Origin of the sequence: Pseudomonas sp. Marseille-Q0931, from assembly GCF_940789645.1 — a bacterium.
GTDB lineage: Bacteria > Pseudomonadota > Gammaproteobacteria > Pseudomonadales > Pseudomonadaceae > Aquipseudomonas.
In genome coordinates, this window is sequence record NZ_CALNWT010000008.1 from 81,960 (window position 1) to 102,781 (window position 20,822).

The 20,822-nt window shown below is 64.9% G+C and carries 20 protein-coding genes and 2 pseudogenes; 14 read left to right on the forward strand and 8 right to left on the reverse strand.

Annotated elements, in window-relative coordinates:
• Positions 1-49 precede the first annotated feature (49 nt).
• Positions 50-970: a choline ABC transporter substrate-binding protein gene (locus tag P3C50_RS14125; protein ID WP_275546489.1), complete on the reverse strand. Its 921-nt coding sequence runs from the start codon at positions 968-970 to the stop codon at positions 50-52.
• Between the two features lie 76 nt (positions 971-1,046).
• Positions 1,047-2,558 (reverse strand): choline-sulfatase, encoded by a 1,512-nt coding sequence (betC, locus tag P3C50_RS14130; protein WP_275546490.1) that lies wholly within the window; start codon positions 2,556-2,558, stop codon positions 1,047-1,049.
• A gap of 111 nt (positions 2,559-2,669) precedes the next feature.
• On the opposite strand from betC, the gene P3C50_RS14135 reads away from it, so the two are divergent.
• Both P3C50_RS14135 and pbpG read left to right on the forward strand, forming a co-directional pair.
• Positions 2,670-3,590, forward strand: a complete 921-nt coding sequence (locus P3C50_RS14135) for a choline sulfate utilization transcriptional regulator (RefSeq protein WP_275546491.1) — start codon at positions 2,670-2,672, stop codon at positions 3,588-3,590.
• Between the two features lie 111 nt (positions 3,591-3,701).
• Positions 3,702-4,604 carry a D-alanyl-D-alanine endopeptidase gene (pbpG, locus tag P3C50_RS14140; protein ID WP_275546492.1) on the forward strand — a complete coding sequence of 301 codons (903 nt, stop codon included), beginning with the start codon at positions 3,702-3,704 and terminating at the stop codon, positions 4,602-4,604.
• Between the two features lie 131 nt (positions 4,605-4,735).
• On the opposite strand, the gene P3C50_RS14145 is transcribed toward pbpG, so the two are convergent.
• The gene (locus P3C50_RS14145; protein ID WP_275546493.1) at positions 4,736-5,629 is read right to left on the reverse strand and encodes a LysR substrate-binding domain-containing protein; all 894 of its coding nucleotides are present in this window, start codon (positions 5,627-5,629) and stop codon (positions 4,736-4,738) included.
• Positions 5,630-5,819: 190 nt separating this feature from the next.
• Between P3C50_RS14145 and dkgB the strand changes: the two genes are divergently transcribed.
• A complete protein-coding gene (dkgB, locus tag P3C50_RS14150) occupies positions 5,820-6,623 on the forward strand; it encodes a 2,5-didehydrogluconate reductase DkgB (protein ID WP_275546494.1) in 804 nt (267 codons plus the stop codon).
• A 73-nt stretch (positions 6,624-6,696) separates the two neighbouring features.
• On the opposite strand, the gene P3C50_RS14155 is transcribed toward dkgB, so the two are convergent.
• Entirely contained in the window at positions 6,697-7,440 is a 744-nt protein-coding gene (locus P3C50_RS14155; protein ID WP_275546495.1) for an SDR family oxidoreductase, read from the reverse strand.
• Between the two features lie 164 nt (positions 7,441-7,604).
• Here P3C50_RS14155 and P3C50_RS14160 point away from each other — a divergent pair, with 164 nt between their 5' ends.
• The 4 genes from P3C50_RS14160 to P3C50_RS14175 all read left to right on the forward strand — a co-directional run bounded on the left by P3C50_RS14160 (position 7,605) and on the right by P3C50_RS14175 (position 11,151).
• Positions 7,605-9,047 (forward strand): SulP family inorganic anion transporter, encoded by a 1,443-nt coding sequence (locus P3C50_RS14160; protein WP_197858778.1) that lies wholly within the window; start codon positions 7,605-7,607, stop codon positions 9,045-9,047.
• A gap of 112 nt (positions 9,048-9,159) precedes the next feature.
• Positions 9,160-9,762, forward strand: a complete 603-nt coding sequence (locus P3C50_RS14165) for a transcriptional regulator (protein WP_275546496.1) — start codon at positions 9,160-9,162, stop codon at positions 9,760-9,762.
• The gene (locus P3C50_RS14170) at positions 9,752-10,159 is read left to right on the forward strand and encodes a hypothetical protein (RefSeq protein ID WP_275546497.1); all 408 of its coding nucleotides are present in this window, start codon (positions 9,752-9,754) and stop codon (positions 10,157-10,159) included. Before P3C50_RS14165 ends, P3C50_RS14170 begins: the two co-directional genes overlap by 11 nt.
• Positions 10,160-10,341: 182 nt before the next feature.
• Positions 10,342-11,151 (forward strand): hypothetical protein, encoded by an 810-nt coding sequence (locus tag P3C50_RS14175; RefSeq protein WP_275546618.1) that lies wholly within the window; start codon positions 10,342-10,344, stop codon positions 11,149-11,151.
• Positions 11,152-11,236: 85 nt separating this feature from the next.
• Here P3C50_RS14175 and trpA read toward each other — a convergent pair whose 3' ends face one another.
• Both trpA and trpB read right to left on the reverse strand, forming a co-directional pair.
• Positions 11,237-12,046, reverse strand: a complete 810-nt coding sequence (gene trpA, locus P3C50_RS14180) for a tryptophan synthase subunit alpha (RefSeq protein WP_275546498.1) — start codon at positions 12,044-12,046, stop codon at positions 11,237-11,239.
• Positions 12,043-13,254 carry a tryptophan synthase subunit beta gene (trpB, locus tag P3C50_RS14185; protein WP_275546499.1) on the reverse strand — a complete coding sequence of 404 codons (1,212 nt, stop codon included), beginning with the start codon at positions 13,252-13,254 and terminating at the stop codon, positions 12,043-12,045. The genes trpA and trpB overlap by 4 nt, the downstream gene beginning before the upstream one ends.
• 227 nt (positions 13,255-13,481) lie before the next feature.
• Here trpB and P3C50_RS14190 point away from each other — a divergent pair, with 227 nt between their 5' ends.
• The 5 genes from P3C50_RS14190 to P3C50_RS14210 all read left to right on the forward strand — a co-directional run bounded on the left by P3C50_RS14190 (position 13,482) and on the right by P3C50_RS14210 (position 19,156).
• Entirely contained in the window at positions 13,482-13,976 is a 495-nt protein-coding gene (locus P3C50_RS14190; RefSeq protein WP_275546500.1) for a DUF3060 domain-containing protein, read from the forward strand.
• Between the two features lie 75 nt (positions 13,977-14,051).
• Positions 14,052-14,939, forward strand: coding sequence for a LysR family transcriptional regulator (locus P3C50_RS14195; RefSeq protein WP_275546501.1), 888 nt, complete (start codon positions 14,052-14,054; stop codon positions 14,937-14,939).
• 102 nt (positions 14,940-15,041) lie between these two features.
• On the forward strand, positions 15,042-15,563 hold the full coding sequence (locus P3C50_RS14200; protein ID WP_143505011.1) for an RNA polymerase sigma factor: 522 nt from the start codon (positions 15,042-15,044) through the stop codon (positions 15,561-15,563).
• Positions 15,560-16,483, forward strand: coding sequence for a FecR domain-containing protein (locus tag P3C50_RS14205; protein ID WP_275546502.1), 924 nt, complete (start codon positions 15,560-15,562; stop codon positions 16,481-16,483). The genes P3C50_RS14200 and P3C50_RS14205 overlap by 4 nt, the downstream gene beginning before the upstream one ends.
• 255 nt (positions 16,484-16,738) lie before the next feature.
• Positions 16,739-19,156, forward strand: coding sequence for a TonB-dependent receptor (locus tag P3C50_RS14210; RefSeq protein WP_275546503.1), 2,418 nt, complete (start codon positions 16,739-16,741; stop codon positions 19,154-19,156).
• 51 nt (positions 19,157-19,207) lie between these two features.
• Here P3C50_RS14210 and P3C50_RS14215 read toward each other — a convergent pair.
• Positions 19,208-19,486 (reverse strand): annotated as a pseudogene (locus P3C50_RS14215) (hypothetical protein); the annotation flags it as partial.
• 87 nt (positions 19,487-19,573) lie between these two features.
• Between P3C50_RS14215 and P3C50_RS14220 the strand changes: the two are divergent.
• The gene (locus P3C50_RS14220; RefSeq protein WP_275546504.1) at positions 19,574-19,789 is read left to right on the forward strand and encodes a dodecin; all 216 of its coding nucleotides are present in this window, start codon (positions 19,574-19,576) and stop codon (positions 19,787-19,789) included.
• Positions 19,790-19,854: 65 nt separating this feature from the next.
• Here the strand turns inward: P3C50_RS14220 and P3C50_RS14225 are convergent.
• Positions 19,855-19,989: pseudogene (locus P3C50_RS14225) on the reverse strand (epimerase); the annotation flags it as partial.
• Between the two features lie 254 nt (positions 19,990-20,243).
• Between P3C50_RS14225 and P3C50_RS14230 the strand changes: the two are divergent.
• Positions 20,244-20,822 (forward strand): hypothetical protein, encoded by a 579-nt coding sequence (locus P3C50_RS14230; RefSeq protein WP_275546505.1) that lies wholly within the window; start codon positions 20,244-20,246, stop codon positions 20,820-20,822.

Genomic DNA, 20,822 nt, shown 5'->3' on the forward strand with positions numbered 1-20,822 from the left:
CGCGCCAAGCCCTGTCGCGAATAAATTCGCTTCTACCGGATGAAAGCGCTCACAGCCGTGCCTTCACCGCCGCCAGACCGTCGCCACCGTCGCGCGTGGTGACGCCCTGCAACCAGCCATCGAGCACCTGCGGGTTGGCCTTGAGCCAGGCCTTGATCGCCTCGTCGTTGCTGGCCTGCTTGCTCAGCACCTGATCCATGATGCTGTTCTCCATGTCCTGAGTGAAGCGCAGGTTGCTAAGCAGCTTGCCGACGTTCGGGCACTGCGCGGCATAGCCTTTGCGCGCCAGCGTGTTGACCTGGCCGCTGTCGCCGAAATACTTCTCGCCGCCCTTGAGGTACTTCATGTCGTACTGCACGTTCATCGGGTGCGGCGTCCAGCCGAGGAAGACGACGAACTGATCGCGCTTCACCGCACGCCCCACTTGCACCAGCATCGCCTGCTCGCTGGACTCCACCAGTTTCCAGTCGCCCAGGCCGAACTCGTCGGCGTCGATCATCTGCTTTATCGAATCGTTACCCGGCGAGCCGGAAGCGATGCCGTAGAGCTTGTTGCCGAACTTGTCGGCGTGCTTGTCGAGGTCGGCAAAGGTCTTTACCCCTGCCTCGTAGGCATAGGCTGGCACCGCAAGGGTGTATTCGGTGCCTTCGAGGTTCTGCGCCAGCTTGTCCACCTCGCCGCTGGCGACGAACTTGTCGTAGTTGCTCTGCTGCGCCGGCATCCAGTTGCCGAGGAACACGTCGACCTGCCCTTTCTGCAGCCCGGCAAAAATGATCGGCACGGCCAGGGTCTGGCTTTGCGTCTTGTAGCCCAGGCCGTCGAGCAGGAAGCTGGCGATGCCGTTGGTCACGGCGATGTCGCTCCAGCCGGGGTCACCCAACTTGACCGTGGCACAGGCGGCATCTTCGGCCCAGACATTGCCGGCGCTGGTGAGCGCGGTGGCGAGTAACAGCACACTGAATCGGTTCATGGCGTCTCTCCTTTTTTCTTCTGGTTTTCGCGATTGGCAGCTTGCAAGGCTCAGGCCCGTGGCGCGGAGCAAAGGTTCAACCGACGACCGGAAAACGCGCGCGGCGCTCCAGGTCGTCGAGGTCGATATGGTTGCGCATGTATTGCTGGCTGGCGTCGACCATTGGCTGATGGTCCCAACTGGTCAGTTTGCCCTGGCTCAGGGCTTCGGCCACCAGCCGGCGGCGGCGCTGGCTGGCCAGGGTGGCGGTGTGAATGGCCGGGACGTCCCATCGCTCGCGGGCCTCGGCGACGAAGCCTGCTACCGTAGTGCGGTGCTCGGCGGACCCGGCCAGGTTGCGCTGCTCCAGCGGGTCATCGTGCAGATTGAACAGCAGCAACGGGTCCTGCTCGGAATAGACGAATTTCCAAGGCCCGCGGCGGATCATCATCAGCGGGCTGAGCGTGCCTTCGGCCATGTATTCGCCGAGCACTTCGTCATGCCCGCCTTCACTCTTGAGGTGCGGCAGCAGTGAGTGACCATCCAACTCCAGGCCCTGCTCGACCTGGCCGCCGGCCAGTTCCACCAGGGTCGGCAGCAGATCGAGCGTGGAGACCGACTGGCTGACCCGATGCGCGGCGAAGCGACTCGGCGCGTGCACCAGCAGCGGCACGCGGGCGGACATCTCGAACCAGTGCATCTTGTACCAGAGGCCACGCTCGCCGAGCATGTCACCGTGGTCGCCGGAGAAGACGATCAGGGTGTCGCCTGCCAGCCCGCATTCTTCCAGGGTCTTCAGCAACTTACCGATGTTGTCGTCGATATAGCTGCAGGCGCCGAAGTAGGCGCGTCGCGCATCGCGGACCTTGTCCTCGGGCAATGGCTTGTCCCACAGGTCGATGACCTTGAGCAGGCGCTGCGAGTGCGGGTCCTGCTCGGTCTGCTCGACGTGCTGGCGCGGCATGGGGATGTCCACGCCCTCATAGCGGTCCCAGTATTCGCGGGGAATGGTGTAGGGGTCGTGCGGGTGGGTCATCGACACGGTCAGGCAGAACGGCTGCTCGGGCGTCAGGCGCACGTGGTCGTAGAGGTACTGGCGCGCCTTGAACACCACCTCCTCGTCGAAATCCAGCTGGTTGCTGCGCACGCAGGGGCCGGCCTGCAGCACCGAGGACATGTTGTGGTACCAGCTGGCGCGCACGTCCGGCTCGTCCCAGTTCACCGCCCAGCCGTAGTCGGCCGGATAGATATCGCTGGTCAGGCGTTCCTCGTAGCCGTGCAGCTGGTCCGGGCCGCAGAAGTGCATCTTGCCCGACAGCGCGGTGCGATAGCCGAGGCGGCGCAGGTAGTGGGCGTAGGTCGGCACGTCGGCGGGAAAATCCGCGGCGTTGTCGTAGGCGCCGATCTTCGACGGCAGCCGCCCGCTGACCAGGGTGAAGCGCGACGGCGCACAGAGCGGGCTGTTGCAGTAGGCTGAGTCGAACACCACGGCCTGTTCGGCCAGCTTCATCAGGTTGGGCATCTGCACCGGCGAGGCGGCATCGTGCAGCGGCATGATCGGCGCGGCCATCTGGTCGGCCATGATGAAGAGGATGTTCGGGCGCTTCATGGTGGCGATATTCCATACTGTGGGTTTATGCGACAGTGCAGTGCCATAATTCCGGCTGAACGCTGGTAGGGTAAACCCGGCTGCGACACATGCCTCGGATAAGTAAAGCTTATGTTTAAAGTTATCGATGGGCTGTCGCTCGACGCGCTGCGGGTGTTCGAGTCGGCGGCACGCCAGCTCAGTTTCACCGCTGCCGCCAATGAGCTGGGCAGCAGCCAGCCGGCCGTCAGCCAGCAGATCAAGCGCCTCGAACAGCAACTGGCTACGCGTCTGTTCGACCGCGTCTATCGCGGCATTGTGCTGACCGAAGCCGGCGAGTTGCTGCTGGCCCATGTGCAGGAAGGGCTGGCGGCCCTCGATGCGGGGCTGGCTGCTGTCACCGCGCGGCAGCAGCACGAAGTGCTGCAGGTGGCCACCGACTTCGCATTCGCCGCCTACTGGCTGATGCCGCGTCTGCAGCGTTTCAATCGCCTGTACCCGGAGGTCGATGTCAGCCTGATCACCAGCGAGCGTGACCCGGCCACGGTACCCAGTGACATCGACGTGGCGATCCGCTTCGGCGATGGTCGTTTCAAGCACGGCGAAGCACACCTGCTGTTTCGCGAAGAGGTGTTCCCGGTGTGCAGCCCGCGCCTGCTCGGCACACGTCAGCCTCCGCTGCCGACCGAGGCGCTGACCGAACTGCCGCTGCTGCACCTGCGCCCGGAACACCGCTCGCGCTGGTTCGACTGGGAAGGGTTGTTCCGCGCCCTCGGCATCGCCAGCCAGCCGACGCCCGGCGCCCTGCGCTTCGACAACTACACCCTGCTGATCCAGGCCGCCATCGCCGGCCAGGGCGTGGCCATCGGCTGGCGCCATCTGGTGGACGAACTGCTCGCTCAGGGCCTGCTCTGCCGCCTGGGTGAAGCCGAGGCGCAGTCGGCGCTCGGTTATTACCTGGTGCTGCCCGAGCGCAAGCGCCGCCAGCGCCTGACCGCGCGTTTCGTCGACTGGCTGCAGGCCGAGCTGGATTTGCCAGCAGCGAGCGTTTGATCGGGCCATACTGCAAGCGCAAGCGCTGAGTCCTATACTGAGCGCCACCGCACACCGCGACCCTCGTGAAATGTGCTTGCGGTCCCTCCACTCCAACCGGTGAAGTGAATCTTGAAACTCCGTCATTCGATTTTGGGCCTGCTGCTGTGCGGCAGCCTTGTTGTTTCGAACCTCCAGGCCGCGCCGGTCCAGCCCAAGCAGCAGCTGGCCGCCGGCAGCGCATTGCTGATCGACCTGAAGACCGGCCAGGAGCTGTATTCCAGCAACCCGGACCTGCGCCTGCCGGTCGCCTCGGTCACCAAGCTGATGACCGCCATGGTGGTGCTCGATGCCAAGCTGCCGCTGGACGAGGTGCTGCCGATCACCATCCGCGATACCCAGGAAATGCAGGGCGTGTTCTCCCGCGTGCGCATCGGCAGCGAGATCACCCGCCGCGAGATGCTGCACCTGGCGCTGATGTCCTCGGAGAACCGTGCCGCCGCCAGCCTCGCCCACCATTACCCGGGTGGCCACGCGGCCTTCATCGCGGCCATGAACGCCAAGGCCAAGGCGCTGGGCATGCACCACAGCCATTTCGTCGAGCCTACCGGCCTGTCCGAGCACAACGTCGCCACCGCCCGTGACCTGGCGCTGATGGTCAAGGCGGCCAACCAGTATCCGCTGATCCACCAGTTCAGCACCGACTCCGAGGCCACCGTAGCCTTCCGCAAGCCCAACTACACCCTGGGCTTTCGCAATACCAACGCGCTGGTGCGCAAGGCGGACTGGAACATCAACCTGAGCAAGACCGGCTTCACCAATGCCGCCGGCCGCTGCCTGGTGATGGCCACCACCATCGCCAACCGTCCGGTGGCCTTCGTGGTGCTCGGCGCCTTCGGCAAGTACACCCACATGGCCGATGCCAACCGCCTCAAGCGCTGGATGGAGACCGGCAAGGTCACCCCGGTACCGGCAGCTGCGCTCAGCTACAAGCAGCAGAAGCTGGCCGAATGGAGCCTGCAGGCCGCGCAGTGATCTGCAGCGACATGCAGAAAAGGGCGACTCCATGAGTCGCCCTTTTTCGTTTTACCTGCCGTAGCCCGAATGCAATCCGGGGAAACCACGGTTCAGGCCCCGGATTGCATCCGGGCTACGGTCGTTGTGTCTCAGGTCGGGCAGCCGAGTCGCTCGCTGAGGAAATCCAGGAAGCAGGTGATGCGCGAAGCCAGCGCGGTGTTGCGGTAGTACACCGCATTGATTGGCTGGCGCACCTCCACGCGCTGCTCGGCCAGCACCTCCACCAGCGCGCCGCTGGCGCGGGCGGCATCGGTCATGAAGTCGGACAGGCATACCAGGCCCTCGCCGGCCAGGGCCAGTGCGAGGATGGTGTCGCCGCTGGAGGCGCGCAGGCTCGGCGTGATGTGCCAGCGCTCGCCGAGGGCATGACGCAGCGGCCAGTCGTTGAGGCTGTCCGGCTCGGTGAAGCCGATCAGGCTGTGGCCGGGTAAATCCTCGGTGCGTGCCGGCGTGCCATGTCGGCGCAGGTATTCGGGGCTGGCCAGCACGCGGCGATAGCTGTGGCACAGCGGCCGGGCGTGCAGGCTGGAGTCCGGCAGGTTGCCGATACGGATGGCCAGGTCGGTACGCCGCTCCAGCAGGTCGATGATGCGGTCGTCGCTGTTCAGCTCCAACTCGATCTGCGGATAAAGCGCGCGAAACTCGCCGATCAGCGGCAGGATCGCGTGCAGCATGAAGGGCGAGGCGGTGTTGATCCGCAAACGTCCGGCCGGTGCCTGGCGGCGCAGAGTCATCTGCTCCTCGGCTTGCTCGACGCTGGCCAGGATGCGCCGCGCCTGAGCTAGGAACACCTCGCCCTCCTCGGTCAGCTCCAGGCGCCGCGTGGTGCGGCGCAGCAGAGTGACGCCGAGCTTTTCCTCCAGACGGCTAAGCGCGCGGCTGACGCCCGACGCGGTTTGCTCCAGTTGCTCGGCCGCGGCGCTGATCGAACCGCTGTCGACAACGCTGACGAAAGCGAGCATTTCTTCCAGGCTGGTCTTCATCGTTGACCTTCAGTCAAAAGTGTTTGTCAGGTTGACCGCTATTTCCGCATGAGTCTGACGCGGATACTGCTTCCTCTCAACCCGGCCCGCCAAGGGCCTGCAACTTTTGCGCGATCGATGAGGCCGAAACTTCCGTACCCGTTCCGGCCCGATGCTCGGCCAGCGCTGCGTAACCCATGAGGAGTTCTGTATGAAATTCATTCCACCCTTCGGTCTCGGCACTTTCCGACTCAAGGACCAAGTCGCCATCGACTCGGTGCGCACCGGCCTCGAGCTAGGCTACCGGCATATCGACACGGCGCAGATCTACGGCAACGAGGCCGAGGTTGGCCAGGCCATCGCCGACAGCAGCGTGGCGCGTGACGAGTTGTTCGTCACCACCAAGATCTGGACCGAGAACCTCGGCAGTGGCCAGGTCATCGCCAGCTTGCAGGAGAGCCTGCAGCGCCTGGGCCTGGAGCGGGTCGATCTGACCCTGATCCACTGGCCGTCGCCGAATGACGAGATTCCCGTGGCGCAGTATCTGAGCGAACTGCTCGAGGCCAAGCGCCAGGGTCTGACCGCGGCCATCGGTGTGTCCAACTTCACCATCGCCCATTTGCGCCAGGCCATCGAGGCCGTCGGTGTGGAGGAGATCGCAACCAACCAGGTAGAAATCCATCCGCTGCTGCAGAACCGCAAGCTGGTGGATTTCGCCCGTCAGCAGGGCATCCATCTGACCGCCTACATGCCACTGGCCTACGGCAAGGTTCTGGCCGAGCCGGAAATCCAGCGCATCGCCGCTGCTCATGGTGTCAGCCCGGCGCAGGTCGCCTTGGCCTGGTCGCTGCAGCAGGGCTATACGGTGATCCCCTCCTCGACCAAGCGCGAGAATCTGGCCGCCAACCTGGCTGCTGCCGAGCTGCGCCTGAGCACCGAAGACATGACAGCCATCGAGGCGCTGGATCGTGGCGAACGCGTTGCCAATCCAGGCTTCGCGCCGCGCTGGGATTGAGCCGTTAGTGTTGGTGCGCAGGGCGCACCAGACCACGAATGTGTGGGAGGGGCTTTAGCCGCGACTCTGGGCGCTATCTGCCGCCAGCTATATCGATCAACGCGCCGGTGGTATAGCTGGCCTTGTCGTCGAGTAGCCAGACGATCGCCTCTGCGACTTCCTCGGCACGCCCGGCGCGGCCCAGCGGCGTGGTCTTGCCGAGACGCTCGGCGCGATCCGGCTGGCCGCCGCTGGCGTGGATCTCGGTGTCGATCAACCCCGGGCGCACGGCATTGACCCGCACGCCTTCGCCACCCAGCTCCTTGGCCAGGCCGCGGGTCAGCACGTCCATGGCGCCTTTCGCCCCGGCGTAGTCGACGTATTCGAAGGGGGCGCCGAGGCTGGCGGCGATGGACGACACCAGCACCATCGAACCGCCCTCGCCGCCGCGGCTGCGTGCCATGCGTCGGGCACCCTCGCGCGCGGTCAGGTAGCTGCCCAGCACGTTGACGTCGAACATGTGCCGCAGGCGCTCGCCGCTCATCTCCAGCAGCGGCATGGGCGGCGCGACGATGCCGGCGTTGACCACCAGCCCATGCAGCGGGCCGAGCTTGTCCATGGCCGCGAACAGGTGTTGTACGTCGGCTTCGACCGCCACATCACCGGGCAGAGCGATGGCCTTGCCGCCCGCGGCTTCGATCTGCGCCACCACCTCAGCGGCGGCGTCGCGGTCGTTGCGGTAGTTCACCCCGACCGTCCAGCCGCCAGCAGCGGCCAGCAGGGCGGTGGCGCGGCCGATGCCGCGGCTGGCACCGGTTATCAGCAGGTTCTTGCTCATGGCTGGGCTCCCTTGTCGTTTTGGTCTTCAGGTTGCCGAATGTATCCCACGGCCGCCATAGGTGTATCGATGCCAGGCATGACGCTCGGGTATTCAGGCGCTACCATGCGCGCCTCTTTTCGTTCCGCCGCCATCGTCCGGTTCTGCCGGCTTGCCGAGACACCATGAAACCCGCATCCCTTCGCGCCGACCTGCTGGCCGGCCTGACCTCGTCCTTCGCCCTGGTGCCCGAGTGCATCGCCTTCGCCCTGGTAGCCCAGGTCAACCCACTGATGGGCCTGTACGGCGCTTTCATCATCTGCACCCTAACCGCCCTGTTCGGCGGCCGGCCAGGCATGATTTCCGGCGCGGCCGGGTCGATGGCGGTGGTGATCGTCGCGCTGGTGGTGCAACACGGCGTGCAGTACCTGCTGGCCACGGTGCTGCTCGGCGGTCTGATCATGCTGGCGTTCGGCCTGCTGCGCCTGGGCAAGCTGATCCGCATGGTGCCGCACCCGGTGATGCTGGGCTTCGTCAACGGCCTGGCGATCATAATCGCCCTGGCTCAGCTCGAGCATTTCCAGCACGACGGCCACTGGCTGCAGGGTAACGCGCTGTACCTGATGCTCGGCCTGGTGGCGCTGACCATGGTCATCGTCTACCTGCTGCCGCGACTGACTCGCGCGGTGCCGCCGGCGTTGGTGGCGATCCTCGGCATTGGCGCGCTGGTCTACCTGCTGGACCTGCCGACCCATACCCTCGGCGACATGGCGCAGATCGCTGGTGGCCTGCCGAACCTGATGCTGCCGGACATTCCCTGGAATCTGGAAACCCTCTCCATCATCGCCCCTTACGCGGTGTTGATGGCGCTGGTCGGCCTGCTGGAAACCCTGCTGACGCTGAACCTCACCGACGAGATTACCGCCACCCGCGGCCATCCGGATCGCGAGTGCGTGGCGCTGGGCGTGGCCAACATGACCTCAGGCCTGTTCGGCGGCATGGGCGGCTGCGCGATGATCGGCCAGACCGTGATCAACCTCAGCTCCGGCGGGCGCGGGCGGCTGTCCGGCGTGGTCGCCGGGGTGATGATCCTGCTCTTCGTGCTGTTCCTCTCGCCGCTGATCGAGCGCATCCCGCTGGCGGCGCTGGTCGGGGTGATGTTCGTGGTGGCGCAGCAGACCTTCGCCTGGGGCTCGCTGCGCGTGGCCGGCAAGGTGCCGATCAACGACGTGCTGGTGATCGTCGCGGTGACTGCCATCACCGTCGCCACCGATTTGGCCACGGCGGTGCTCTGCGGCATCGTTATCGCCGCGCTCAACTTCGCCTGGCAGCATGCCCGCGAGCTGTATGCCGACAGCGACATGCAGGCCGACGGCAGCAAGCTCTACCGTGTGCATGGCACCTTGTTCTTCGCCTCCTGCACTGCCTTTCTCGCCCAGTTCGAGCCGGCCGACGACCCGCAGCAGGTGACCCTGGACTGCCGCCACCTGAGCTTCGTCGACTACTCCGCCATCGCCGCGCTGAAGACCCTGCGTGAACGCTATGAGCGCGCCGGCAAGCACCTGCGCGTGGTCCACCTGTCCGAGCGTTGCAAGCAGTTGCTCAAGCGGGCCGGCGCTGGTGAGTAGGCCACGCTTGCGGCGTCATAAGGGGATGCAGGTTGCGCTCCCGATGAAAGAGCATTGAAGAGTCCTAAATAAGGACTTATCGTTCCTTAATAGGGACTTAATGGATCTTCATATGCCAAGTCTTTCATTAAGCGAGGCGCTATTCACCGGCACCCAGCGCAAGGTGCTGGGGCTGCTCTACGGCAAGCCGCAACAGAGCTTCTATGCCAATGAAATCGCCCGCCATGCGCAGGTCGGCAAAGGTAGTTTGATGCGTGAGCTGGAACGCCTGCAGCAGGTGGGTATCTTGGTCATGAGCCGTCAGGGCAACCAGACTCACTACCAGGCCAATCCGGGCTGCCCGATCTACGCCGAGCTGCAGGGCATAGTACGCAAGACCTTTGGTATCGACGCGCCGCTGCGTGAAGCGCTCGCGCCGCTGGCCGGGCAACTGGCATGGGCATTCGTCTATGGGTCGCTGGCCAAGGGGCATGAACAGGCCGACAGCGACATCGACCTGATGCTCATTGGCGATGGCCTCAGCTATGCCGAGGTAATGGAGCGACTGTTACCGGTCGAGGCGCAACTGGGGCGAACCATCAACCCAACGTTGTATACTCCGGATCAGTGGCAAGCCAGGAAGGCCGCCGGCAACAGCTTCGTGCTGCGGGTGGCGCAGCAGGACAAGATCGAGCTGATCGGCCACGATCCAGAGGGAACCGAACATGGTCAGTAACGACAATCTGGAAAACCTGCTACGCACGGGCGGCCTCAAGGCCGAACCGGCGGACCGCAAGGAATGCGAAGGCCTGCTGCGTTCGGCCATCGACCGCCTGCAGGACGCCCACAACCCTGCGCTGTCATTCGCCAGCCGCTTCGACCTCGCCTACAACGCCGCCCACGCCCTAGCCCTGACGGCATTGCGCCTGCAAGACTATCGTTCCGACCGCCGCTATCTGGTCTTCCAGTGCCTGGCGCATACCCTCGCCATCAGCAAGGTGCAGGTGCGCCTGTTCGCGCTATGTCATGACCGACGCAATCTGGCGGAGTACGAGGGCTACATGGACGTCGATGAGCCGCTTCTCGCCGAGCTGGTGTCGGCGACCGATGCCTTGCTGCTCGATGTGCGCTAAGCCATGGCGGCGCTCTGGAGCGCATGACGCTCAATCTGCGCCATCTCTGTTTTATGCGAACGCCACGAGCGCGCCGGCTCGGATGAACAGGCAAACTTCGCCGGCGTCGCCAACCGTCTTCGGGCCAATCCGCAGAGCCGGAGCTTCATGTATAGGGAGATAATCGTGAAAAAATTTTGTTCGTGTCGCTGGCCGGGCTGCTGCTCGGTGCCTGCTCCAATCAAGCCGTGCAGCAGGAGCAGGCGCCCTCTGCGACTGAAAACGACCAACGGTTAGTCGGCATCTGGGCGATGCTGCCGCTGCGTAACGGTATTGCCAATGTTGCCGAATACCGCGCCGACGGCAAGGTCCTGCTGCACTCTTTCAACTGCGCCGAGCCTGACAAGCGTGGCATCGAAGAGTCTGACTACCGTTTCAGCGAGGACGGCCGGAGCATTCATGTCTCCTCGCCTCAACGCGCCTTCGACCTTCAGGTGCTGGACCTTCAGCCGAACAGCATGAGGCTCGGTATGCAGGTAGCGGGCTTCGATCTGAATTTTTCCTACCTCAAGCGCAACGAGGTCGCGCCGCTATGCGCGCTCTACGTCGAACCGCAGGTCGATGAAAGTAAGCAGTCAGCGTTCAAGGCAAGCGATTTCGTCGCGGCTCCGGTCATACCGGCACACGCCGATATCGAGCGCTACATGGGGCGCTGGGTGGACGAAAACGGAGAGGTGCAGGTCGAGGTGATCAGGGATTCATCCGGTCGCCCCAAGCTGCATCACGCCAGTGACAAGAACTGGCATTATCTTTTCAACGGCGTTAACTGGCAGGGCGATGAACTGCATTACCAGAGCTTCGCCTACTCGGATCAACCGAGGCTGTTCAGCCATTCGTATCACAAGTCCCAGCATCGCTCGATCCTGTCGCCACAGGCTGAGACCGGAAAGATTCGGTACAGCTTCTTCATCGGCCAGAAACGCTTCGATTACATTCTGATGCGCGCGCGGTAATGCATTAGCGCAGCCGATACTCGAACGAAAAAAACCGCTGCCCTGTCGCCAGGTGCAGCGGTTTTTTTGGGGGGATCGAAAGCGATCAGCGGCGCGCGCCGCGTACCCCTTCGGCCAGTTCGCGGCACAGGCCGAGCACGCCGTCGATGGCTTGCTGCGGGCTCTTCGCCTCGGCGATCTTGTCGATCAGTGCCGAGCCGACCACCGCGCCTTCGGCGCGCTTGGCGACTTCGGCGGCGTGCTGCGGGGTGCGGATGCCGAAGCCGATGCACAGCGGCAGGTCGGTGTGGCGACGCAGGCGCGCCACAGCTTCCTCGACATGATCCATGGTCGCCGCGCCGGCGCCGGTCACGCCGGCCACCGACACGTAGTAGACGAAGCCGGAGCTGCCAGCCAGCACGGTGGGCAGGCGGTCGTCGTCGGTGGTCGGTGTAGTCAGGCGGATAAAGTCGATGCCCGCGCTCTGCGCCGGTTCGCACAGCTCGTCGTTGTGCTCCGGCGGCAGGTCGACCACGATCAGGCCGTCGACGCCGGCTTCTTTGGCGTCACTGATGAAGCGCTCCACGCCGTAGACGAAGATCGGGTTGTAGTAGCCCATCAGCACCAGCGGCGTGCTCTGGTTGCCCTCACGGAATTCACGAACCATCTGCAGCGTCTGCTGCATGCCCTGCTTGCCGGCCAGCGCGCGGATATTGGCGAGCTGGATGGACGGGCCGTCGGCCATCGGGTCGGTGAACGGCATGCCCAGCTCGATCACGTCGGCACCGGCGTCCGGCAGGCCCTTGAGGATGCTCAGCGAGGTGGCGTAGTCGGGGTCGCCGGCGGTGACGAAGGTGACCAGCGCGGCTCGGTTTTCCTGCTTGAGTTCGGCGAAACGGTTTTGCAGGCGGCTCATGCGTGTTTCTCCTGTTCGCCCATGTGGTGCATCACGGTTTGCATGTCCTTGTCGCCACGACCGGACAGGTTGATCACCATCAGGTGATCCTTGGGCAGCTTGGGCGCACGTTTGAAGGCTTCGGCCAGCGCGTGGGCGCTTTCCAGGGCCGGGATGATGCCTTCCAGGCGGCAGCAGTGATGGAAGGCTTCGAGGGCTTCGTCATCGCTGATCGGCACGTATTCGACGCGCTTGATCTCGTGCAACCAGGCATGTTCCGGGCCGACGCCGGGGTAGTCGAGGCCGGCGGAAATCGAGTGGGCATCGGTGATCTGGCCGTCCTCGTCCTGCAGCAGGAAGGTGCGGTTGCCGTGCAGCACGCCCGGCGCGCCGCCAGCCATGCTCGCCGCATGCTTGCCGGTGTCGATGCCGTGGCCTGCAGCCTCGACGCCGACGATCTGCACGCCTTCGTCATCAAGGAAAGGGTGGAACAGGCCGATGGCGTTGGAGCCGCCGCCGATGCAGGCCACCAGCGAGTCGGGCAGGCGCCCTTCCTTGTCCAGGATCTGTTCGCGTACTTCGTTGCCGATCACCGACTGGAAATCGCGGACCATGGCCGGATACGGGTGCGGGCCGGCAGCGGTGCCGATCAGGTAGAAGGTGTTGTGGACGTTGGTCACCCAGTCGCGCAGGGCTTCGTTCATGGCGTCCTTGAGGGTGCCGGTGCCGGCGGTGACCGGGATCACCTCGGCGCCGAGCAGCTTCATGCGGAAGACGTTGGCCTGCTGACGATCGATGTCGGTGGTGCCCATGTACACCACGCACTGCATGCCGAAGCGCGCGGCCACGGTGGCGGTGGCCACGCCGTGCATACCGGCGCCGGTCTCGGCGATGATGCGCTGCTTGCCCATGCGCTTGGCCAGGAGGATCTGGCCGATGCAGTTGTTGATCTTGTGCGCGCCGGTGTGATTCAGGTCTTCGCGCTTGAGGTAGATCTTCGCTCCGCCGAAGTGCTCGGAGAGGCGCTCGGCGTAGTACAGCGGGCTGGCGCGGCCGATGTAGTCGCGCTGGAAGTAGGCGAGCTCTTCGAGGAAGGCCGGATCGTTTTTGGCCTGCTCGTATTCGGCGGCCAGCGAGTTGATCAGCGGCATCAGGGTTTCGGCGACGAACTGACCACCGAAGCGGCCGAACAGGCCGCGAGCGTCGGGGCCGGTACGAAATGAGGTCATGGCGTGCTCCTTGTCGACAGCGCTGGGCTGGCAGGGCGAGTGGTTGATGGGGCCATTCTACCGCCGGCTGAGTGAGATAAAAGCGATTAGATCGAATCGATTCGTCAGAAAAACTCACAGGTCTGATGACGCCAGGCGCTCGTTTCGATAGGCGGTGCAGAACTCGGCGACGCTTGGCCAGTCTCAGCAGCGGCGGCTGCTCAGCCGTTTTTCCAGGGAGAAAAGGGATGCACAAGGTATTGGCGGTAGGCGTGGTGGTTGCGGCGTGGCTGAGTACGGCCCAGGCACAGACACTGGAGCTGGACGACATCGGCGTTTCCCGCGATGTGCCATGCAACGGACTCGACGTGATCATCACCGGAAATGGCAACCAGTTTCGCCTCGCCGGTGACTGTGGCCAGGTTGAAGTGGGTGGCTCCGAACAGCAGGTCAGTTTCGGCGAGGCCACCAGCCTGGTGGTGACCGGCGCGAACAATCGCGTCGAGGCCGAGCGTGTCGGCGGGCTTGATGTCAGCGGCAGCGAACACCGTATCGACAGTCAGGTGCAGGGTAGCGGTCAGCCGGCACAGGTCGCCTTATACGGCGAAGGCCACGTGCTCGATCTGGACTTGAGCGGCCCCGTGCAGATCGAAGTCAACGGCATCGGCCAGCAACTGACTTGGCGTGGCGACGAGCCGCAGATCGAAACCAGCGGCGTCGAGCACCACATCGAGCGCGACTGATTCCATCCGGCAGGTTGGCGGCCCGTCGGGATCGTGATTAGATGCCCTGACTCGTCAGGAAAAATCACCTCTCCCATGAGCCGAGACCTGCCCCCACTCAATGCCCTGCGCGCCTTCGAAGCCGCAGCCCGCCTGCAGAGCGTAAGCAAGGCAGGCGAAGAGCTGCACGTTACCCATGGGGCCATCAGCCGGCAGATTCGTGCGCTGGAAGAACAGCTCGGCGTCAGCCTGTTCCACAAGGAAGGGCGCGGAGTGAAACTCACCGATGCCGGCCAACGCCTGCGCGATGTCGCCTCCGAGAGCTTCGAGCGCCTGAGTAGTGTTTGTGCCGATCTGCGTCGGCAGCAGGCGGAGCGCCCCTTCGTGCTCGGCTGCCCCGGCAGCCTGCTGGCGCGCTGGTTCATCCCGCGTCTGGATCGTTTGCAGCGCGAGTTGCCGGAGCTCAACCTGCAACTGTCGGCCAGCGAGGGCGAACTGGACCCGCGCCGCCCGGGTATCGACGCTACGCTGCTGTTCGCCGAGCCGCCCTGGCCGGCCGACATGCAGGTGCACGCGCTGGCGCCCGAGCGCATCGGGCCGGTGCTCAGCCCGCGTTATGCGCGGCATGCCGAGCTGGCCGGGCAGGCACCTGCGGCGCTGCTCGGCGAGCCCTTGCTGCACACCGCTTCGCGCCCTCAGGCCTGGCCGCAGTGGGCGCATGCGCAAGGGTTGGCACCGGCTGCGCTCAGGCAGGGGCAGGGCTTCGAGCACCTCTACTACCTGCTCGAAGCGGCCGCTGCCGGCCTCGGCGTGGCCATCGCGCCACAGCTGCTGGTGGCCGACGACCTCGCTGCAGGCCGTCTGGTCGCGCCCTGGGGCTTTACCGACACCGCGGCGCAACTGGCGCTCTGGTCGCGCCCCGGCGATAGCCGCAGCGAGCGCCTGGCCGACTGGTTGCGGCGCGAATTGCGGAGAGCGGGCTGAGCCGGCAAGTCGATGGTGATAAGTATTCGCACTAGCAGGTATGCTTGCCAGCCCTTTTCATCGCCCGTCAGTCGGTCGGTTCTCGAGAGATTCGCGATTTACATGCGCCGCCGCTTTTCCTCGCCCTTGCTCAAGAGCTTCCAGATCCACTATGAGGATCTGTTGCGCTTTCTTGCCCGGCGCCTGGGCGACTCGCAACGCGCCGCCGATGTCGCCCAGGACACCTGGCTGCGTCTGGCTCATCAGGATGACGGCGATGCGGTGCGCGATCCGCGCGCCTATGTCTTTCGCGTGGCCGGCAACCTGGCCATCGACAACCTGCGGCGTGACCAGCGCCTGGCCGAACAACAGGATGACGGCGAGATTCTCGAGCAGCTCAGCGATCCGCTGGCCGAGCCGGAGTCGCGTCTGCTCGCCCAGGAAGATCTGGCGCGCCTCGACGCCGCGCTGGCCAGCCTGCCGGCCAAGGTCCGCGAAGCCCTGCTGCTCAATCGCCTCGACGGCCTGACCTACGCGCAGATCGCCACGCGCCTCGGGGTTTCCGAAAGCATGGTCGGCAAGTACCTGATCCAAGCCATGCGCCACTGTCGACAGTGGCGCAGCGAAGAGGAGGCCGACGCATGAGCGAGCTCGACGATCAGGCCAGCGAACTGCTGTTGCGCCTGCATGCCGGTGGCGAGCAGGCCGCTGCACGCGCCGAATGGCAGCGCTGGCGCCGACAGAGCCTGGCGCATGCGCGCGCCGCCCGCAACGCCGAGGCGCTTTGGGCAGCGCTGGAGCACACCGACACCGCCCGCCGCCATCGCCAGCGCAGCCGCCCGGCCCGGCGCTGGCGCCTGCCGGCGATGGCCGCGGCGCTCTGCCTGGGCCTGCTGCTGACGCTGCTCGGTCGTCCGCAACTGCTGGAAAACCTCAGCGCCGACTATTACACCGCAGTCGGGGAACGCCGCCTGATCGAGCTGGACGACGGCAGCCGGGTTTGGCTCAACAGCGACAGCGCGCTGTCGGTGCGCTACTCCGCCGACGCCCGTGACCTGGAGTTGCAGCGCGGCCAGGCGCTGTTCGAGGTGGCCAAGGATGCCCAGCGGCCGTTCGTGGTGCAGGCCGCCGACGGGCAGGTCCGCGCTGTGGGCACGCGGTTTGATGTTGCCCTGCGCGCCGATCGGGTGCAGGTGGAGGTCAGCGAAGGCGTGGTGCAGGTGCGCAGCGGCGCGGCGCCGGGCGTGCGTGTCGACGCCGGCCAGCGGCTCGACTATCGCCAGCAGCAGGCGCCCGGGCCGCTGCAGGTGCTGGACCTGGATAACGCCAGTACCTGGCAGCGCGGCAAGCTGATCTTCAACCAGCGCCCGCTCGGCGAAGTGCTGGCCGAACTGGAGCGCTACCTGCCGGGGCGCATCCTCATCGAGGATGCCGCGCTTCGCGAACAGCGCATCAGCGGCGTGGTCGACCTCGACCAGCCAGAAGCGCTGCTGGCCAATCTGGAGCGCCTGCAGCCGCTGCGCATCACCCGCCTGCCCTGGCTGGTGCTGGTGCAGCCGCGCTGAGGTTCGGACGCCGCCTAGTGGTAGACGCTCTTCAGCGGCGAGCTTTCGAAGCGTGAATCGCGGCTGAAGCCGCTCCTACAGTTGTCAGGCCAGTCGGTAGCCCGGATGCAATCCGGGGCCGAGGCTGAGCCATAGCTTGCCCCGGCAAAAATAATTTTCATCCGGCACTGCAGGATCGTATCGGACGTTTCGTCGTAGAGGGGAACGCGACTTATTCCCAAAAACGAAACTGCCACACGACACGGATAACCCGCCATGCGCCATCCCGTTTCTGCCCTGCACCGCGCCCTCGCCTTCGCGACCCTGATCGGCACTGCCTGGCCGTTGGCCCAGGCCGCCGAGCCGACCCGCTATGACTTGCACATCAGCGCCAGCGACCTGGATGGTGCCATGACCCAGTTCGCCGATCAGGCCGGGCTGCACCTGCTGTTCAACTCCAGCGACCTGCAGGGCCTGCCCAACCCCGGCCTGCAGGGCAGCTTCACCGCCCGCGAGGCGCTGCAGCGGCTGCTCGAAGGCAGCGGCGTGAGCTGGACCTTCACCGATGAGCACAGCGTGCTGTTGCAGCGCAACGCCGCGCCTGCCGCCGCGCCGAGCGGCGAGGCGCAGAGCAACCGCGAGCGGGTGCGTCTGGACGCCATGCAGATCCAGGTGGCGTCGCGCACGCCGACGCAAATCAGCGCCATTCCCGGCACCGTCTGGGTGGTCGAGCAGAAGCAGCTGCGCGAGCAGCTCGACACCGGCGTCAGCCTCAAGGAGGCACTCGGCAAGCTGGTGCCAGGCCTTGACCTGGGCCCGGAAGGCCGCACCAACTACGGCCAGAACATGCGCGGGCGCGGCGTGCTGGTAATGATTGATGGAGTTAGTCAGAACAGTTCGCGCGGCCTCTCGCGCCAGTTCGACAGCATCGCCCCGTTCAACGTCGAGCGCGTCGAGGTGCTCTCCGGCGCCAGCGCTCTGTACGGCGGCGGCGCCACCGGCGGCATCATCAATATCGTCACGCGTAAAGGCGAAGCCGGCCCGGCGCGCTTTCAAAGCAACGCCAGCGTCACCAGCGGCTTCAACAACAGCGATGACCTGTCCACGCGCCTGGCGCAGGCGGTCAGCGGCGGCAACGAGCGCGTGCAGGGCCGCCTCGGCGTCTCCCTGGAGAAGAACGAAGCCTTCTACGATGCCGACGGCGAGCAGGTGTTCCTCGACAACACGCAGACCGACCTGCAGTACAACCGCTCCGTGGACGTGCTCGGCAACCTCGCCGTGCGCCTCGACGACACCCAGCAGCTCGACCTGCTGGCGCAGTACTACGACTCCGGCAACGACGGCAGCACCGGCATTTACTTCCCCAACCTCAATGCCAACGCGCCCTCGGACCTCGACGATGCCGAGATTCGCAACGGCCTCGACACCGACCTCAAGCCGCGCACCCGCCGCACCCTGATCAACGCCAGCTACCGCAACAGCGAGCTGCTCGGCCAGGACTTCTACCTGCAGGGCTACTACCGTCGCGAGGACAACAACTTCCACCCCTTCCCCTACTACAACGCCGGCAGTCCGCGGGGCAGCAACGGCATCTACTTCGCCGGCTCGCAGCAGAACTTCGAAGTCAGCGGCCTCAAGGGGCTGTTCAGCAAGCAGTGGGACGATATCAAGCTGACCTATGGTCTGGACCTCGATCATGAGCGTTTCAACGCTACGCAAAAGGTCTTCGACGCACAGCGCTCTTCGGACAGCGGCGGCCTGGAACTGGACACTCAGAGCAGCGCTGCGCGCTACCCCAGCTATGTGGTCGACGGGCTGTCGGCCTACGCCCAGCTGGACTGGCAACTGACCCAGCACCTGAGTCTGTCCGCCGGCGCCCGCCAGCAGCACATGGACGTCGAGGTCGGAGATTTTCGCGGTGTGCCCGGCGGCAGCAACGACTACGAAGTCGGCCTGTACAACCTCGGCGCGCTCTATGACTTCGCCAACGGTCACCAGCTGTGGAGCAACTACAGCGAAGGTTTCGAGCTGGCCGATCCGGCCAAGTACTACGGCCGCGCCGGACTGTCGGTGGCGGACAATCCGCTGGCCGGCATCAAGAGCCGCCAGGTGGAGGTGGGCTGGCGCTTCAACGATGCCTACTGGCAGGCTCAGGCAGCGTTCTACTACATCTGGTCGGACAAGGTGATCAATACCGACAGCGCCACCCTGACCATCAACGTCGACGAACAGAAGAGCCGCGACTTCGGTTTCGAGGCCGCGCTGAGCCGCGACTTCGACAGCGGCTGGCAGGCCGGCACCACCCTGCACCTGGTGCGCTCCGAAGAGGAGGACGACGACGGCGACTGGATCAAACGCGATGCGCGCTACGCTTCGCTGTCCAAGACCACCGCATTCGTGGGCTGGAGCGACGAGCGACGCAGCCTGCGCCTGCAGGGCAGCCACGCAATGGACCTGAGCGACGACGCCGGACACCGCATCGAGGGTTACACCACCTTCGACCTCAGCGCGCGTCAGGACACCGACTTCGGTACCTTCAGCGCCGGTATCCAGAACCTGCTGGACAGGCGCTACAGCACCGTCTGGGGTCAGCGCGCCGCGCTGTTCTATTCGCCAGCGTACGGTCCGGCCTACCTGTACGACTATCAAGGCCGCGGGCGCACCTTCACCCTCGGTTACGAAGTGGAGTTCTGATGGCGGCTGTGGATAAGAAGCGGCTTGTTTCTGAGTGACGGCGCGACCTCTCGGCAGCAGCGCAAGACGCTCGAGATAGCCTGCTCCAGGCGGTAACGGCCGTAGACCAGCCGGCAGAGAAAGGCGCGTGGGCGCTCGAGATGCGCCGGGTCGACCCCGCGCAGTGAGCAGCTGGCAGAAGGTTGCTGCTGCTGCGTCTTCAGCGTCGGCACAGTTGCGCAGCTGGCGCTGGATATGCTGCAGCAGCCAGCGGTGTTTGTCGCTGAAGAAGAGGCGAACTTGGAGGGATCGACTCGATGGTGTCTCATTATTAATGAGAATTTGTCGCATCCTTTCGACTGACCTGAGGCCTGTAAATGAAACCTCTGGCCGGGTGGCTAGTCTTGAAGATGAACCCTTCAATTTCAGGAGCTGAACATGTCCGACCATCACACCTACAAGAAGATCGAGATCGTTGGTTCATCGCATACCAGCATCGAGGATGCCATCGAGAACGCCCTGGCCGAGTGCGCCAAGAGCGTGCGCAACCTGGATTGGTTCGAGGTGCTCGAGACCCGCGGCCATATCGAGAATGGCAAGGTCGGTCACTACCAGGTCACGCTCAAGGTCGGCTTCCGTCTGAGCAATAGCTGATGCCCTGCACGCGGAGGTCGGCGCGGCTGGCGTAGCGCGCCACTCTGCCGGCAGCGGCCGGTAGGTTTCTGCAGGATGGCGGCGATCTCCCGCAGGCTCATGGCGCTATCACCGGCCAGGTTGTAGGGGCCTTTCCGGGCCTGCTCCAGGCCCTGGCGGATGATGTCGGCCACATTCCGCTGCCAGATGAACGCGAAGCGGATGATGCACACGCATGGCAGTCTCCTGGCTGCTGTCACATGGCAGATGAAGCGCCCCGGGATTGTCGGTTTTCGGGCTGTCAGGCTGGTTGCCAATAGCCATTGCGGCCGTGGCGCCGCAAGTCAGCGGCCATGGTGATCGGTGCCAGGATGGGCCAGCGGTTGTGGCCCCGCGCACAGCGGCGGTGCCGGCCGCTGGTGAGGCAGGGCTGGATCGGGCAAGCTGCCTGGGCTGATTTCAGGGAGGAAATGCCATGTTCAGACTCTTGCTGCTGGTGAGCCTGCTGTCGCTTGCGGGGTGCGTCGACAATGATCCGCCACTCGACGAGGAGCGCCGCCTGCTGCTCAGTGGCGAAGATTTCGCCGCTTACGAGGCGCCACAGGAGGGGCGCTACCAGAAGGTGGTGACCTATGCCACGCGCACCATCGACCTTAATTTCGAAAGCCGTGGCAGCGACTGGTTTTACCTCTACACCGGCGTCTCGCTGTATCCACGTGCCGGCGATGCGCTGATGACCAGCTATGCCGAGACCTTCGGTGCGTCGTTTGGCCTGCGCGACAGCGGCCTGGTGCAACAGGATCTGCCGCTGGAAACCAGCCTGGCCAGCCGCGCCAGCCTCAAGCTGCTGGTTCAGGATGGCGAGCCGGTGGGCAATCTGTTCTATGCCACGGTCGGCAACAAGTCGATGTTTACCATCTTCACCGGCGTGTATTTCGAGCAGGCCGGGGACTTCGAGGCGTTCATCGCACCCAAGCTGCTGGCATTGCGCGAATACCAGCACGACGATCCCTTGCTGACCTGGGCGGGCAAAACACTCGGCTTTGGCGAGTGA

Coding starts and splice junctions, on each gene's coding strand:
- P3C50_RS14125 (WP_275546489.1), bottom strand. CDS start 970: ATGAACCGATTCAGTGTGCTGTTACTCGCCACCGCGCTCACCAGCGCC.
- betC (WP_275546490.1), bottom strand. CDS start 2,558: ATGAAGCGCCCGAACATCCTCTTCATCATGGCCGACCAGATGGCCGCG.
- P3C50_RS14135 (WP_275546491.1), top strand. CDS start 2,670: ATGTTTAAAGTTATCGATGGGCTGTCGCTCGACGCGCTGCGGGTGTTC.
- P3C50_RS14145 (WP_275546493.1), bottom strand. CDS start 5,629: ATGAAGACCAGCCTGGAAGAAATGCTCGCTTTCGTCAGCGTTGTCGAC.
- dkgB (WP_275546494.1), top strand. CDS start 5,820: ATGAAATTCATTCCACCCTTCGGTCTCGGCACTTTCCGACTCAAGGAC.
- P3C50_RS14155 (WP_275546495.1), bottom strand. CDS start 7,440: ATGAGCAAGAACCTGCTGATAACCGGTGCCAGCCGCGGCATCGGCCGC.
- P3C50_RS14160 (WP_197858778.1), top strand. CDS start 7,605: ATGAAACCCGCATCCCTTCGCGCCGACCTGCTGGCCGGCCTGACCTCG.
- P3C50_RS14165 (WP_275546496.1), top strand. CDS start 9,160: ATGCCAAGTCTTTCATTAAGCGAGGCGCTATTCACCGGCACCCAGCGC.
- P3C50_RS14170 (WP_275546497.1), top strand. CDS start 9,752: ATGGTCAGTAACGACAATCTGGAAAACCTGCTACGCACGGGCGGCCTC.
- trpA (WP_275546498.1), bottom strand. CDS start 12,046: ATGAGCCGCCTGCAAAACCGTTTCGCCGAACTCAAGCAGGAAAACCGA.
- trpB (WP_275546499.1), bottom strand. CDS start 13,254: ATGACCTCATTTCGTACCGGCCCCGACGCTCGCGGCCTGTTCGGCCGC.
- P3C50_RS14190 (WP_275546500.1), top strand. CDS start 13,482: ATGCACAAGGTATTGGCGGTAGGCGTGGTGGTTGCGGCGTGGCTGAGT.
- P3C50_RS14195 (WP_275546501.1), top strand. CDS start 14,052: ATGAGCCGAGACCTGCCCCCACTCAATGCCCTGCGCGCCTTCGAAGCC.
- P3C50_RS14200 (WP_143505011.1), top strand. CDS start 15,042: ATGCGCCGCCGCTTTTCCTCGCCCTTGCTCAAGAGCTTCCAGATCCAC.
- P3C50_RS14205 (WP_275546502.1), top strand. CDS start 15,560: ATGAGCGAGCTCGACGATCAGGCCAGCGAACTGCTGTTGCGCCTGCAT.
- P3C50_RS14210 (WP_275546503.1), top strand. CDS start 16,739: ATGCGCCATCCCGTTTCTGCCCTGCACCGCGCCCTCGCCTTCGCGACC.
- P3C50_RS14220 (WP_275546504.1), top strand. CDS start 19,574: ATGTCCGACCATCACACCTACAAGAAGATCGAGATCGTTGGTTCATCG.
- P3C50_RS14230 (WP_275546505.1), top strand. CDS start 20,244: ATGTTCAGACTCTTGCTGCTGGTGAGCCTGCTGTCGCTTGCGGGGTGC.